This window comes from Bizionia sp., assembly GCF_048259285.1.
Taxonomy (GTDB): Bacteria; Bacteroidota; Bacteroidia; order Flavobacteriales; family Flavobacteriaceae; genus Algorimicrobium; species Algorimicrobium hallyeonense.
In genome coordinates this window covers 16,328-30,299 of sequence record NZ_JBLXHU010000016.1, presented here as the reverse complement: position 1 = coordinate 30,299, position 13,972 = coordinate 16,328, and the positions used below count along the sequence as shown (strand labels likewise).

At 35.0% G+C, this 13,972-nt stretch carries 17 protein-coding genes; 4 read left to right on the top strand and 13 right to left on the bottom strand.

The genetic code is table 11. The annotated features are described in order from the left end of the window. Positions 1-6 precede the first annotated feature (6 nt). The 9 genes from rimO to ACN0QX_RS09350 all read right to left on the bottom strand — a co-directional run bounded on the left by rimO (position 7) and on the right by ACN0QX_RS09350 (position 6,389). Positions 7-1,314 (bottom strand): 30S ribosomal protein S12 methylthiotransferase RimO, encoded by a 1,308-nt coding sequence (gene rimO / locus ACN0QX_RS09390; protein WP_417196587.1) that lies wholly within the window; start codon positions 1,312-1,314, stop codon positions 7-9. A 131-nt stretch (positions 1,315-1,445) separates the two neighbouring features. Further along, positions 1,446-2,399, bottom strand: a complete 954-nt coding sequence (ftsY, locus tag ACN0QX_RS09385; protein ID WP_248395167.1) for a signal recognition particle-docking protein FtsY — start codon at positions 2,397-2,399, stop codon at positions 1,446-1,448. A 145-nt stretch (positions 2,400-2,544) separates the two neighbouring features. Further along, complete coding sequence (locus ACN0QX_RS09380) at positions 2,545-2,697, bottom strand: DUF4295 domain-containing protein (protein WP_248395168.1); 153 nt, start codon at positions 2,695-2,697, stop codon at positions 2,545-2,547. Between the two features lie 123 nt (positions 2,698-2,820). Continuing rightward, positions 2,821-3,003, bottom strand: coding sequence for a 50S ribosomal protein L33 (gene rpmG / locus ACN0QX_RS09375; protein WP_129016606.1), 183 nt, complete (start codon positions 3,001-3,003; stop codon positions 2,821-2,823). 26 nt (positions 3,004-3,029) lie between these two features. Next, positions 3,030-3,266 carry a 50S ribosomal protein L28 gene (rpmB, locus tag ACN0QX_RS09370; protein WP_066250092.1) on the bottom strand — a complete coding sequence of 79 codons (237 nt, stop codon included), beginning with the start codon at positions 3,264-3,266 and terminating at the stop codon, positions 3,030-3,032. Between the two features lie 101 nt (positions 3,267-3,367). Further along, positions 3,368-4,615 (bottom strand): competence/damage-inducible protein A, encoded by a 1,248-nt coding sequence (locus ACN0QX_RS09365; protein WP_417196583.1) that lies wholly within the window; start codon positions 4,613-4,615, stop codon positions 3,368-3,370. Further along, the gene (locus ACN0QX_RS09360; RefSeq protein WP_248395170.1) at positions 4,615-4,956 is read right to left on the bottom strand and encodes an Hpt domain-containing protein; all 342 of its coding nucleotides are present in this window, start codon (positions 4,954-4,956) and stop codon (positions 4,615-4,617) included. Before ACN0QX_RS09360 ends, ACN0QX_RS09365 begins: the two co-directional genes overlap by 1 nt. Then, the gene (locus ACN0QX_RS09355) at positions 4,957-5,568 is read right to left on the bottom strand and encodes a fumarylacetoacetate hydrolase family protein (RefSeq protein ID WP_417196581.1); all 612 of its coding nucleotides are present in this window, start codon (positions 5,566-5,568) and stop codon (positions 4,957-4,959) included. It abuts the gene before it with no gap. A gap of 44 nt (positions 5,569-5,612) precedes the next feature. Next, on the bottom strand, positions 5,613-6,389 hold the full coding sequence (locus ACN0QX_RS09350) for a 3'-5' exonuclease (RefSeq protein WP_248395172.1): 777 nt from the start codon (positions 6,387-6,389) through the stop codon (positions 5,613-5,615). Between the two features lie 209 nt (positions 6,390-6,598). Between ACN0QX_RS09350 and ACN0QX_RS09345 the strand changes: the two genes are divergently transcribed. The 3 genes from ACN0QX_RS09345 to ACN0QX_RS09335 all read left to right on the top strand — a co-directional run bounded on the left by ACN0QX_RS09345 (position 6,599) and on the right by ACN0QX_RS09335 (position 8,757). After that, complete coding sequence (locus tag ACN0QX_RS09345; protein WP_417196578.1) at positions 6,599-7,258, top strand: hypothetical protein; 660 nt, start codon at positions 6,599-6,601, stop codon at positions 7,256-7,258. 100 nt (positions 7,259-7,358) lie between these two features. Further along, positions 7,359-7,889 carry a DUF421 domain-containing protein gene (locus ACN0QX_RS09340; RefSeq protein WP_417196577.1) on the top strand — a complete coding sequence of 177 codons (531 nt, stop codon included), beginning with the start codon at positions 7,359-7,361 and terminating at the stop codon, positions 7,887-7,889. Positions 7,890-7,950: 61 nt separating this feature from the next. Continuing rightward, the gene (locus tag ACN0QX_RS09335; protein ID WP_417196575.1) at positions 7,951-8,757 is read left to right on the top strand and encodes an alpha/beta hydrolase; all 807 of its coding nucleotides are present in this window, start codon (positions 7,951-7,953) and stop codon (positions 8,755-8,757) included. 96 nt (positions 8,758-8,853) lie between these two features. Here the strand turns inward: ACN0QX_RS09335 and ACN0QX_RS09330 are convergent, their stop codons facing one another. The 3 genes from ACN0QX_RS09330 to recR all read right to left on the bottom strand — a co-directional run bounded on the left by ACN0QX_RS09330 (position 8,854) and on the right by recR (position 11,961). Beyond that, positions 8,854-10,152, bottom strand: a complete 1,299-nt coding sequence (locus ACN0QX_RS09330) for a dihydrolipoamide acetyltransferase family protein (protein ID WP_417196573.1) — start codon at positions 10,150-10,152, stop codon at positions 8,854-8,856. Positions 10,153-10,232: 80 nt separating this feature from the next. Beyond that, positions 10,233-11,339, bottom strand: coding sequence for a glycosyltransferase family 2 protein (locus ACN0QX_RS09325; RefSeq protein WP_417196571.1), 1,107 nt, complete (start codon positions 11,337-11,339; stop codon positions 10,233-10,235). Between the two features lie 4 nt (positions 11,340-11,343). Further along, positions 11,344-11,961, bottom strand: coding sequence for a recombination mediator RecR (recR, locus tag ACN0QX_RS09320; RefSeq protein WP_248395178.1), 618 nt, complete (start codon positions 11,959-11,961; stop codon positions 11,344-11,346). Positions 11,962-12,041: 80 nt separating this feature from the next. Here recR and ACN0QX_RS09315 point away from each other — a divergent pair, with 80 nt between their 5' ends. Continuing rightward, positions 12,042-13,484: a sodium:solute symporter gene (locus ACN0QX_RS09315; protein WP_248395179.1), complete on the top strand. Its 1,443-nt coding sequence runs from the start codon at positions 12,042-12,044 to the stop codon at positions 13,482-13,484. On the opposite strand, the gene ACN0QX_RS09310 is transcribed toward ACN0QX_RS09315, so the two are convergent. Further along, the gene (locus ACN0QX_RS09310; RefSeq protein WP_248395180.1) at positions 13,461-13,823 is read right to left on the bottom strand and encodes a CoA-binding protein; all 363 of its coding nucleotides are present in this window, start codon (positions 13,821-13,823) and stop codon (positions 13,461-13,463) included. The two genes, ACN0QX_RS09315 and ACN0QX_RS09310, sit on opposite strands and share 24 nt — an antisense overlap. Between the last annotated feature and the right edge of the window lie 149 nt (positions 13,824-13,972).

The following is a 13,972-nucleotide window of genomic DNA, read 5'->3' as shown; positions in this document are numbered from 1 at the left end:
GGCCCTTTATGACACAATAACCTCTGCATACAAATCAAAATCGGCTGCTTCTGTAATTGTCACAGTTGCAAACTCACCTGTTTTTAAGTATGTTTTTGAAGCGTTGATTAAAACTTCGTTATCCACGTCTGGCGAATCATACTCTGTTCGACCTACAAAATATTCACCTTCTTTTCTATCAATAACAACCTTAAAGGTTTCACCAATTTTAGACTGATTTAATTCCCAAGAAATTTGCGATTGAATTTCCATAATCTCATTGGCACGCTCTTGTTTTACATCTTCCGGCACATCATCCACTAAATTAAAAGCATGTGTGTTTTCCTCATGACTATAGGTAAAACAACCCAAACGCTCAAAACGCATGGCTTTAACCCACTCTTTTAATTCTTGAAAATGCGCTTCTGTTTCACCAGGGTAACCAACAATTAAAGTTGTTCTAATGGTCATTTCTGGAACGGCTTTTCTAAATTCTTTTAGTAATTTAGTCGTTTTTTCATTGGTTGTACCACGACGCATACTTTTTAAAATTTCATCTGAAATATGTTGAAGTGGTATATCTAAATAATTACATACTTTAGGTTCCCGCTTCATTACATCTAACACATCCATTGGGAAACCCGTTGGGAAAGCATAATGCAGACGAATCCATTCAATACCATCTACCTTCACTAAAGCTTCTAATAATTCAGCTAAATTTCGTTTTTTATATAAATCAAGCCCGTAATAGGTTAAATCCTGTGCAATAAGTATTAATTCTTTAACGCCATTAGCTGCTAATTTTTCAGCTTCGGTCACTAAATCTTCAATAGGCGTACTTTTATGTTTTCCACGCATAAGCGCAATAGCACAAAAACTACATGGACGATCACAGCCTTCAGCAATTTTTAAATAGGCGTAGTTTTTTGGTGTGGTTGTTAAACGTTCACCAATTAATTCATGTTTATAATCAGCACCCAGTGCTTTTAGCAAACCTGGTAATTCTGTTGTTCCAAAATATTGATCAACATTAGGAATTTCCTTCATTAAGTCTGGCTTGTAGCGTTCACTTAAACAACCGGTAACAAAAACTTTATCCACTTCACCTGCTTCTTTTTTCTGCATGAATTCTAAAATAGTATTCACACTTTCTTCTTTGGCATTATTAATAAAACCGCAAGTATTAATTACAACGACATTTCCCTCCTCTTCATGAACCACGTCTTTTCCACTAGCTTTAAGCTGGCCCATTAAAACTTCACTGTCGTAAACATTTTTACTACAGCCAAGTGTTACTACGTTGATTTTATTCTTTTTAAGTGTCTTTGTTCTCATAACCCTTTTCCGCTAAAACGGAAATACCTTTAATTAATACCTATTTTTTACAGGCTGCAAAGATACAACATGTTTATAAACAAAAAGACCTCAATTAAATTGAAGTCTTTATTACTTTAGTTATAATCCATTTATTTAAAAAACGAATCTACAAACTCATATTTATTAAATACTTGCAAATCTTCAATACCTTCACCCACACCAATATACTTAACGGGAATTTTAAATTGATCGGAGATACCAATAACCACACCACCTTTGGCGGTTCCATCTAGTTTGGTAACGGCTAATGATGTGACTTCGGTAGCGGCTGTAAATTGTTTGGCTTGCTCAAACGCATTTTGACCCGTTGAGCCATCTAAAACCAACAACACATCATGCGGTGCATCGCCAACAACCTTTTGCATGACGCGTTTAACTTTAGTCAACTCGTTCATTAAATTGACTTTATTATGTAAACGACCGGCTGTATCAATTATAATGACATCAGCATTTTGTTTTACACCAGATTCTAATGCATCAAAGGCCACAGAAGCGGGATCCGAACCCATGTCTTGCCTTACCATTGGCACATCTACACGATCTGCCCAAACCTGCAGTTGCTCTATGGCAGCAGCTCTAAACGTATCTGCAGCACCTAAAACAACATTATGACCTTGCTTTTTAAATTGATAAGCTAGTTTTCCAATAGTCGTTGTTTTTCCAACACCATTTACACCAACAACCATTAAAACATACGGTTTTTTGTTTGCTGGAATGGTAAATTCAATATCATCACCTGAATTCGTTTCACTTAAAAGTCCAGCAATTTCTTCGCGAAGAATGGTATTTAATTCCGCGGTTCCTAAATATTTATCTTTAGCAACACGCGCTTCAATACGCTCTATAACTTTCAAAGTCGTATTAACACCAACATCACTACTGACGAGGATTTCTTCTAGATTATCGAGAACTTCATCGTCCACTTTCGATTTTCCAGCTACGGCTTTACTCAACTTTCCTAAAAACGAGGATTTAGATTTTTCTAAACCTTTGTCTAGGGTTTCTTTTTTTTCTGAAGAAAATATTTTTTTAAAAAAACTCATGGTTGTAAATTTCTATATAAATTGATTACCAAAAGTCTTGCCCAAAATTAATAGACTGCACTTTTGTCATTCGCTTATAAAGATAAAACAAAAAGCTGCTTTCGATATACGAAAGCAGCTTGAATATTTTAAAGCGTTAGTAAACTTATTGTTTCCCTAACCAATCATTTACAAATTCTGGAGCCATAACAGATTCTACAAACATGTAAGATCCCGTTTTAGGAGATTTTACCATTTTGATAGCTTTTGTTAATCTTTTAGATCCTGTTTGTAATGATGCTACTGATTTCTTTGCCATGTTTAAATGCTTTTAAAACATTTTTTACTTCCGTGAAAAATGCATAATTTGTACTACTTGAAATATTACTTCCGTAAAATTTCTAATTTGAATTATTTGAAATTTTGTTTAAAAAATTTCTAATTACTTAATCTCTTTATGAACTGTCATACGCTTAAGAATTGGATTAAATTTCTTAATCTCCATTCTGTCTGGTGTATTCTTTTTGTTCTTCGTTGTAATATACCTAGAAGTTCCTGCTTGTCCAGACTCCTTGTGCTCTGTGCACTCTAATATTACCTGTATTCTGTTACCTTTTTTTGCCATTGTACTCTTTTTTTATAATAAGCCTATTACTTAATAAATCCTTTTGCCTTTGCTTCTTTTAAAGCAGCAGTAATTCCGATTTTGTTAATAGTCTTTAATGTTGATGTAGCAACTTTTAAGGTTACCCACTTATCTTCTTCTGGAAGGTAAAAACGTTTTTTAATTAGATTTGCATCAAATCTACGCTTTGTTTTGTTCATTGCGTGAGACACGTTGTTTCCAACCATCGCCTTCTTTCCTGTAAGTTCACAAACTCTTGACATTGTTCTATCTTTAAAAGTGTTATTTCGACTATTTCAAAACAGACGTTTCAAAACAGGCTGCAAATTTAGTAAATCTTTATATTATCAACAAACTAAAATCGTTACTTTTTTAAAATTTCTTTCTGTAACATTTCAAATGCCTTATTTACAGCTTTCATGATGACTTTAGTTCGGTGGTTTCCTAACTCAAATTTCTCTGAATACACCTCGTCCTTTGTCGCAATAGCTATAAAAACTGTTCCTACTTCGGCATCTGAATCACCCTTGTCCGGTCCTGCATTTCCGGTTGTAGCAATAGCATAATCGGTTTTAAATAATTCCCGAGCGTGTTTTGCCATGGCTTCAACAACTGGAGCACTCACCACAGAATACGCATTAATTAAGGCTTCTGGCACTTGCAATACATCCATTTTAGCTTCGGTAGCATAACTCACTACGCTGCCTTTAAAATACCTGGAAGCACCTGCGTTTTTGGTGAACAGCTGTGCTATTTTACCACCTGTACAACTTTCGGCTGTACTAACGGTTTTATTTAATGCGGTTAATTGCTTCCCGATGATGGCTTCAATAGAATCATCGGTTTCAAAACCTACAAAAATATCGTCTATCTGTGGAAGCAACGCTTTTATTTGAGCTTCCATTTCGGTTTCTACCAAATGCTTATCGAATGCCTTTGCTGACAAACGTAAACGAACACGACCTAATCCTGGTAAATAGGCCAATTTTATAAAACTAGGTAGATTATCTTCCCAAGCTTCAATGCGTTCGGCCAAATTACTTTCACCTAAACCATAGGTTAGCAAGGTAACATGCTTGATATAAGGAAATTTATAAGTTTTTCGCAGCTTTGGAATAACTTCATCTTCCATGAGTGCTTTCATTTCATAAGGCACACCTGGAAGCGAAATAAACACTTTGCCGTTACGTTCCATCCACATACCTGGAGCACTACCATACTTGTTCATCAACACTTTGGCTTTGGATGGCACTAAAGCTTGATCTATATTAACTTGAGCTAAAGGCTTTTTAATATAGGTTTTCCAAATGTGTTTAATATTATCTAAAACGGCTTCGCTTGGAACCAACGTATCTTGAAAATATTCACAAATAGTACGCTTGGTAATATCATCTTTTGTTGGCCCTAATCCGCCAGTAATAATAATGATATCGGCATTTTCTTCTGCTTCTTTTAAAGATTTGGTAATATGCGCTAAATCGTCTTGAACAGATGTGATTTGATATACAGAAACACCTATTTTATTGAGTGCCTTACTAATAAAGGCAGAATTCGTATCAACAATTTGGCCAATGAGAATCTCATCACCAATGGTAATTATTTCTGCTTGCATTATAGATTAAAATCTGCTTTCATTTCGGCAACCGTATTTTCTACAGCTCCAACTACAATAGCCAATTTAACCGAAACATCTGTATCTGCTTTTTCAAATTTACCCCAATCCTGAACCTCAATTAGGTCTTCTAAAATACCTAATTCAAATAAATCTACTGTAGGTTTCATTTTGTGGGCTGCTTGATATGCCGAATAGAAATCGTTATTGGCAACAGCTGCTTTTAGGTTCTCTAAATCTTCTGGCACCTCTTCTAAAAATGCAGCAGCTAGCGTTGCTACAAAGTCCTCATCCCCATCAGCTAATTCGCGCACTCGAAATAATTTATAATGTTGTTCCATTTATTTTACTGTTATTGAAAACATCCGTTGATTTTCTATGTATCCTTGTAATTGATCATTGGGCTCTACTCTTCCAACGCCCGCTGGCGTTCCTGTAAATATAATATCTCCAATCTTTAAAGTGAAATATTTTGAGACATATTCTATTAACGCATCAATTTTCCAGAGCATGTGACTAGTATTTCCGTTTTGAACCAATTGGTCATTCTTTTTTAAACTGAAGTTTAAGTTATTAATATCGTTAAACTCTGTTTTTGGCAACCAATTTCCAATTACTGCTGCACCATCAAAAGCTTTGGCTTTTTCCCAAGGCAAGCCTTTTTCTTTAAGTTGAGCTTGCAAATCGCGTACTGTAAAATCGATTCCTAAACCTATTTCGTTGTAATATTTATGGGCAAATTTTTCACTTATATGCTTTCCTACTTTATTAATTTTCACCAAAATTTCCACCTCATGATGCACATCATTAGCGAAATCAGGAATAAAAAAAGGTTGTTTTTTTAATAAAATAGCGGTATCGGGTTTTAAAAACACCACAGGGTCTGTGGGTCTTTCGTTTTCCAATTCTTTAATATGCTCGGTGTAATTCCGACCAATACAAATGAGTTTCATTGATGTTGTATGTTGTTAAGCTTTAAATCGTTTAAGCTAAATGACTAATCCAATTTATTATTAAAGGCTCTTAATTTAATAGCTGTCAATACTTTTTTAGTATATAATGGAAAATCAGCATTTAGCAACCAACCGAAATAGCCTGGTTCCTTTTCTAAAATTTCAGTTACTAATTTGCCTTTATGTTTTCCAAAAGAAAAACACTCTTCACCTTGCTTATTATATGCAATAAAACCAGCAAAATCTGCAAACTTTTTGCGCGAGCTAAATTCTGCTAAAAACTGTGTATCGTTTTCTAGCGTGTCATACTTTGCTATTTGCGCTTTAAGAACTTCGTATGTGGCATTGGTATCTGCTTCAGCACTATGCGCTCCTTCTAAAGTTTCATTACAGTAGAATTTGTAAGCCGCACTTAATGTACGTTGCTCCATTTTATGAAATATGGTTTGCACATCCACAGATACGCGATTTTTCATGTCAAAATCCACATCAGCGCGTAACATTTCTTCGGCTAAAAGTGGAATATCAAATCGGTTAGAATTAAAACCACCTAAATCTGAATCTTTAATCATCTGATTCACCTCCTTGGCCAATTCTTTGAAGGTTGGGGCATTGGCAACATCAGCATCTGAAATACCGTGAATAGCAGTAACTTCTGCCGGAATAGGCATTTCCGGATTTACCAACCAACGTGTAGATTCTTCTTTTCCATTTGGGTGAACTTTTAAGATGGCTATTTCTACAATCCTATCAGAAGTGATACTGATTCCGGTTGTTTCTAAATCGAAAAAACAAATGGGTTTGGTAAGATTAAGTTTCATATTATAAATTTTGCACAAAGGTAAATAGAATAAATAAAAAAGCCCTTTTGGAATTGATAAACCTTAGTTAAACATTTTAGTAATTTTAAAAAAGGCTAACATAACCATTTATTACAACTCGTCCATAAAAAGAAACAGTTGAGATCCTTAAAATTCGAGAACCATTTTATTTAGATGATTTTTGACTTGCAAATCAACAAACCAACCACATGGAAGATATCATTAAAATAGCCATTTATATTCATGCCTTTTTTGGAGGCGTGGGACTTATAACGGGAATGGGTAGTATTATAGTTAAAAAAGGAAGTCCACATCACAAACAAATGGGGAAATTGTTTTCCATTGGCATGCTAGCAAGTTCGCTAATTTCTATTCCCATTTCATGGATGCCAAATCATGAAAACGTATTTCTATTTGTAATAAGTGTCTTTACCATTTATTTAGTATTAGCTGGGAACAGCGCACTAAAATTCAAAAACAATACACAAGCCAATTGGTTTGACATAACCATTTCGGGCACCATGTTCCTATTCTCTGTATTCATGATTGCTTTTGGAATCTATTTAAGCACTAATAGTAATGCTATGAGTATTTTATTTTTGTTTTTTGGTGGATTTGGCATGCTACTAACTATCAAAGATTTTCTCTTTTATAACAATAAAAGCAAACCCAAAAATGCTTGGCTTATTGCACATCTTGGCAAAATGAACGGCGCTTTAATAGCATCTATAACCGCATTTTTTATTGCTGGAATTGGTGTAAATAATCTCATTGCATGGTTATCACCTACAGTAATAGGCACTATTTATATTATTTATTGGAAGCGAAAAATGACTATTAAAACAAAAGAAAAAAGGACTGTGAGTTAAAAGAAATTGTGTTTCGTAATACAGCACATATATTTTTTATTATGATTAGTTTACCAATAAGGAAACCTGTAAATTTTGGTTCTAAAATAAATAACATATTATGGACTGGATTTACAAAATAAACGACCCTATTTTAATCACCTTTTTAGCAAGTGTTTTATTGTTTATAGTTGTTATATTGCTTACGCGACTTATTGGTTTACGATCTTTTGCTAAATTCACCGCTTACGACTTTGCCTTTACCATTGCCATTGGTAGTATTATATCGGCAACGTTGACATCCAGCACAACAGTTGCTCATGGCTCCACGGCTATTGCTAGTTTATTGGTGCTGACTTTTATATTTTCATTCTTACAACGGCGTTTTCCTGCTCTAAACTCCTTAATCTCCAACAAGCCATTATTATTAATGAAAGGAAACAGCATTTTGGAATCCAACTTAAAACATGCGCGAATTCATAAATCGCAGCTCATAGCTAAATTGCGCGAAGCAAATGTGACAAATTTCGACCAAGTTCTCGCGGTCGTATTAGAAACTACAGGTGATATTTCAGTTTTACATAAAGCATCAAGTTCTGATTCTGTTGAATTGCAATCCGATATTTTAAAAGATGTAAGAGAAACCCCATAATTTCCATCTGAATTAGATAAAATATTTATCTTTAAAATTCTAATTCAAATAAAATTGAAAAATGACTAAATTATTTTCGGCAATTAGTTTGCTTATTTTCTGCGTGAGTTGCAATAACAGTCCGCAACCTAATGACCCGATTCCTACGCATGATAATTTTACTTTAGAATCCACTGCCGTTAATGAAACACGCGTAATTAATGTTTGGACACCATCAACTTACGAAACTTCAGAACAATCATTTCCGGTACTTTATATGCCTGATGGCGGTATAAAAGAAGATTTCCCGCACATGGCAAATACCCTCGCCAAACTTATTGCCGAAAAGCAGATTCCACCTTTTATTTTGATTGGGATTGAAAACACGGAAAGAGGACGCGATTTAACAGGTTTTTCTGAAGTAGAAGCCGATGCCGAATATTGCCCATTAACAGATGGCGCCAAAAATTTTCGCGCGTTTATAACCGAAGAATTAGTTCCAGATATTAATACTAAATATAGAACAACCAATAAAAAAGGAATTATTGGCGAATCGTTAGCAGGACTTTTTGTTATGGAAACGTTTATGTTACAACCACAAGCTTTTGATATTTTCATTGCGATGGATCCATCACTTTGGTGGAACGATTTCAATTTAATCAAAGAAGCCAAAAATCATTTAAGTCAGTTTCCTAAGGAAGATAAAAAACTATGGTTTGCCGGTTCTGGAGCAGAAGATATTTCCAAACATACTAGAAGTCTTGAAACGATTTTTAAAGAAGCAGCACCTGAAAATTTAACGTGGACCTATTCTGATGAACCGAATGAAAAACACAACACTATTTTTAGAGCAACGAAGGAGAAGGCTTTGGTTTGGAGTTTGAATTAAAATATTGTAGAATTAACTAATCAAAAAAAAGCACAATCCTCCGATTGTGCTTTTTGCTCATTATATTTTAAGATCCCTTTTTTCAAAGGGATTTAATTATATCTCGCGATTAGAATCCCAAGCCTCTAAATAATCTTTAACGGCTTTTACAAACTGACCTCCTAAAGCACCATTTACAACACGATGATCATAAGAATGCGATAAGAACATTTTGTAACGGATACCAATAAAATCGCCTTCAGGTGTTTCCACAACTGCTGGTACTTTTCTGATAGCGCCTAATGCTAAAATTCCTACTTGTGGCTGATTGATAATTGGTGTTCCCATAATACTACCAAAGGTTCCAACATTCGTAACGGTGTATGTTCCACCTTGGATATCGTCTGGTTTCAGTTGGTTTAATCTAGCTCTGTTAGCTAAATCATTTACCTTTTTGGTCATTCCAACTAAATTCAACTGGTCTGCATCTTTAATTACGGGTACTATTAAGTTACCATCGCCCAAAGCCGCTGCCATACCTAAATTAATATGCTTCTTTTTAATAATAGTGTCTCCTTGAAGGGAAATATTCATCATTGGGAAATCACGTAACGCTTTTGCAATGGCTTCCATGAAAATTGGTGTAAACGTTAAGTTTTCACCTTCACGCTTCATGAAACCATCTTTTACTTTTTTACGCCAATTCCATATTTTGGTAACATCAGCTTCAATAAAACTCTGAACATGAGCAGATGTTTGCACCGATTCTACCATGTGATGTGCAATCAATTTGCCCATTCGGGACATCTCAATTATTTCATCATCACCTGAAGCAATTACTGGGGTTGCTTTTGGTTTTTCTGCTTGTTTTGGAGCTGCTTGTTGCGCTGGCTGAGCTTTTGGAGCTGCCGAACGGTTTTCTAAATACCCAAGCATATCGTTTTTTGTAACACGACCATCTTTACCTGTACCAGAAATAGCGTCTAATTCCGATTGTGAAACGCCTTCTTCTTTCGCCATGTTTTTCACCAATGGTGAGTAAAAACGATCATCTGACGATACAACAGGAGCTGCAGTTTCTTGAGCTGCTGTTACTGTTTTAGAAACTTCTGCTACTGGTGCTGATTCTTTAACAGATTCTGATTTTGGAGCCGATTCAACTTCGTCAGAACCACCTTCTGTTTCTATGATAGCAATGGTTTGACCAACTTGAACCACATCGTCCACGTTAAACAAGACCTCAACTAAAACACCATCAACCTCACTAGGGACTTCACTATCCACTTTATCCGTTGCAATTTCAAGAACTGCTTCGTCTGCTTCAATAGCATCACCTACTTCTTTTAACCAAGATGTAATGGTTGCTTCTGCTACACTCTCTCCCATTTTCGGGAGTTTTAATTCAAATTTTGCCATATCTGTAACTAAACCGTATGTTTTTTAATTTCGACTGCAAAATTAATGAAAAATCATCAAATTCATTGCCGTTTTATTATTTAATTCTTTTTTAATAGTTGAATTTCTCCGCGATTTTTAGAACTATTACTACCAATTATAAAATCGGAATTGTTTGGTAGAATTTTAAATGAAATACCTTCATATGCCTTTAAATCGGTAATATGCTGAAAAATTGATTTGTATGTGAAGGTATTGGCGTCAAAAATAACCTCCGTAAATGGATCTACATAAGTTACTTCTTGGACTAAAGCCACGGGTTTTTCTAAAGTCGTTTCTAGAAGATGTGTCGCTTCTTTTGTTAAAAAAACATAAGATTGGCGCTTACTTTTAACCACTTCCGGCTCTGAACGCATGAAATATGCGGCGCGAATACCAAACCAAACCATACTATCAAATAACACATTGCTCTTAAAGTGTTTCTTATAGAAAATCTGCATAGCGCCATAAAAACGTTTGGCGTAATTGGCATCTTTCAACGTACTTTCACCTTTATAATGAATAATCGTTGTGCTACCATTGTAAAAATTGTTATATCCTGCTTTTAAAACTTTGTAAGACAAATCAATATCTTCACCATACATAAAATAGTCTTCATCAAAACCTCCAACTTTTAAATACACGTTTTTTTTAAGCAACATAAAGGCACCAACAAAAATAGGAACTTCACCAGTTCCATACTCATCCAATTGGTTGGCATAATATGAATTTGGGTTGCCTAATAATTTTTTAAGAGCTACAGCTGGTTTTGGAACATTACGCTTGCTTTCTGGCAGAAAACTTCCCGTGCCATCCATAAGTCGGCAGCCAACAATTCCTAAATTAGTTTGTTTATCGGCAAATTCTAACAGTATTTTAAAAGTATCCTCGGCAACAATGGTATCCGGATTTAGAATACACAAATATTCTCCTTTGGCTTGTTTTACGCCTAAATTATTACCTTTTGAAAAACCATCATTCGACGGATTTTCAATTAATTTTACATTTGGAAACAGGGCTTTTACCATCTCGCAACTGGTGTCTGGCGATTGATTATCCACAACAATAATTTCGGCATCAAGTCCTTCAATGGCTTTTTCAACACTTTTTAAACAAAGCTCCAAAAAATAGCGAACGTTATAATTTAATATAATTATGGATAGTTTCAAATACTTACGATTTTAGGGATGCTTCAAAAGGAATGCGGTTTACAATACTTCGTCCAAGGGTGATTTCATCAGTATATTCCAATTCGTTTCCTACTGAAATACCTCTAGCAATGGTGGATGTTACCACATTATAATCTTGAATTTGTCGGTAAATATAAAAGTTGGTCGTATCGCCTTCCATGGTGGAACCCAATGCGAAAATTAACTCTTTTACATCACCTAATTTTACTTTTTCTACTAAAGTTTGAATATTTAAATCCTGCGGACCAATACCATCCATAGGCGAAATTTTACCACCCAAAACATGATACAACCCTTTAAAAGAACTGGTGTTTTCAATAGCCATAACGTCGCGAATATCTTCCACTACGCAAATTACATCACTAATCCGGTTGGGGTTTGCGCAAATTTCACATAATTCTACATCACTAATGTTATAACAACTTTTACAAAACTTAATATCCGAACGCATGGTTTTTAAAGCACCTGCTAACTGAACCGTTTGATTTTCAGGCTGATTTAACAAATGCAAAACCAAACGCAATGCCGTACGTTTACCAATTCCTGGTAATTGGGACATTTCGTTAACCGCTTTCTCTAAAAGTTTCGATGAAAATTCCATAGCCGCGAATTTACGATTTTCCATTTAAGAATTGCATATACAATGGTAATTTGTATTTTGGCGCTACATTTTATAGCTATATGAGCCCAACGCAAATTATTTTTCTAATTGCCGCATATTTTATTGTTTTGATTCTGATCTCCTATTTTACGGGGCAGGAAGATTCCAACGATGCCTTTTTTAAAGCGAATAAATCGGCGCCTTGGTATTTAGTAGCTTTTGGAATGATTGGTGCATCCTTGTCTGGTGTCACTTTTATTTCGGTTCCAGGTGCGGTGGAAACCAAACAGTTTGGGTATTTGCAAGTGGTATTTGGTTACTTTTTTGGCTACCTCGTAATTGCTTATGTGCTTTTACCTTTGTATTACCGGATGAATCTAACCTCCATTTACACCTATTTACGGGATCGGTTTGGAAACACGAGTTATAAAACAGGTTCGGTAGCTTTTTTAATTTCCCGTACGGTTGGCGCGGCCTTCAGGCTCTTTTTAGTTGCCAAAGTATTACAGCTTTTGGTGTTTGATAATTTAGGTATGCCGTTTCCTGTAACCGTAATTATTACTATTGCGCTTATTTGGTTATACACCTTTAAAGGTGGAATTAAAACCATTATTTTTACCGATACCTTGCAGACACTGTTTATGTTAATTTCGGTAGTCGTTACCATTTCATTTTTAGCCACGGCTTTAGATTTAAATGGTATGTCTGAAATCTATACGAATGTGAAAGATAGTGCCATGAGTAAAGTTTTCTTTTTAGACGATTCTAACGACGCACAATTCTTCATAAAAAGCTTTTTAGCTGGTATGTTCATAACGATTACCATGACAGGATTGGATCAGGATATGATGCAGAAAAACTTAACCTGTCGAAATTTAAAAGATGCCCAGAAAAACATGGTTGTTTTCAGTATTGTACTCATTTTCGTGAATATATTATTTTTAGCTTTAGGGTTAATGCTAACCCAATATGCGCAACAAAATGGGATTACGGCAACCAAGGATGATTTATTTCCAACTATTGCCATGATGCCTGAAATAGGCGTGCTCACATCGGCATTTTTTATTCTTGGATTAATTGCAGCAGCCTATTCTAGTGCAGATTCGGCATTAACCTCTTTAACCACCTCATTTTGTATTGACATTATTGAACTCGATAAAAAACCTGAAGATCAACAAAAAGGCATAAGAAAACGCGTTCATATTATGGTGAGCATTGTTTTAGTGGCTGTCATTATTCTTTTTGACTCGCTTTTTAAAGATGTATCCGTCATTTGGGAATTGTTTAAAGCAGCCGGTTATACCTATGGTCCATTATTAGGGTTATTTGCATTTGGAATTTTAACCAAAGCCGAATTAAAAGACAAGTACGTGTGGATTATTGCTGTAATAGCACCAATCCTATCTTATTTTATAAATATGTATTCAGCGGAATTGTTTAACGGTTATAAAATTGGTTTTGAAATTTTAATTGTAAACGGACTCCTCACCTACTTGGGTTTAATATTGATTCGTAGAAAGTAAAACGAGTGTGCACGCTACTTCACTTTCAATATTTGCCGTGTCCAAACGTTTATAAAATTCCGGGTTTTCAGTTCCAGGATTGAAAATAACACGCTTCGGATTTAAGGAAATAATATAATCGTAGTATTCCACTTGACGTTGCGGATTTAAATAAAGGGTAACGGTATCAATGTCTGAATACGACTTTAATTCGGTATCTATTTCAACACCCGCAACCGTGCCTCCACGTAATCCGAAAGCCACCACCTCATGCTGATTGTTTACTAAACGATTAATGGCAATATTGGAATACCGATTTGGTTTTAAGGATGCACCTACTACTAATGTTTTTTTACTCATAGCTGTTAATTTAGCGTTAAACTCGAAAATAAGCGTAACGTTTTTCAAATGTACTCGTCTATATTGATATATACCAATTTAGGTATTTAAAATAAATATTTAATAGTCTACTTAATAGTTGATGGTTAGTGTTAGTGTTTGACTATTAA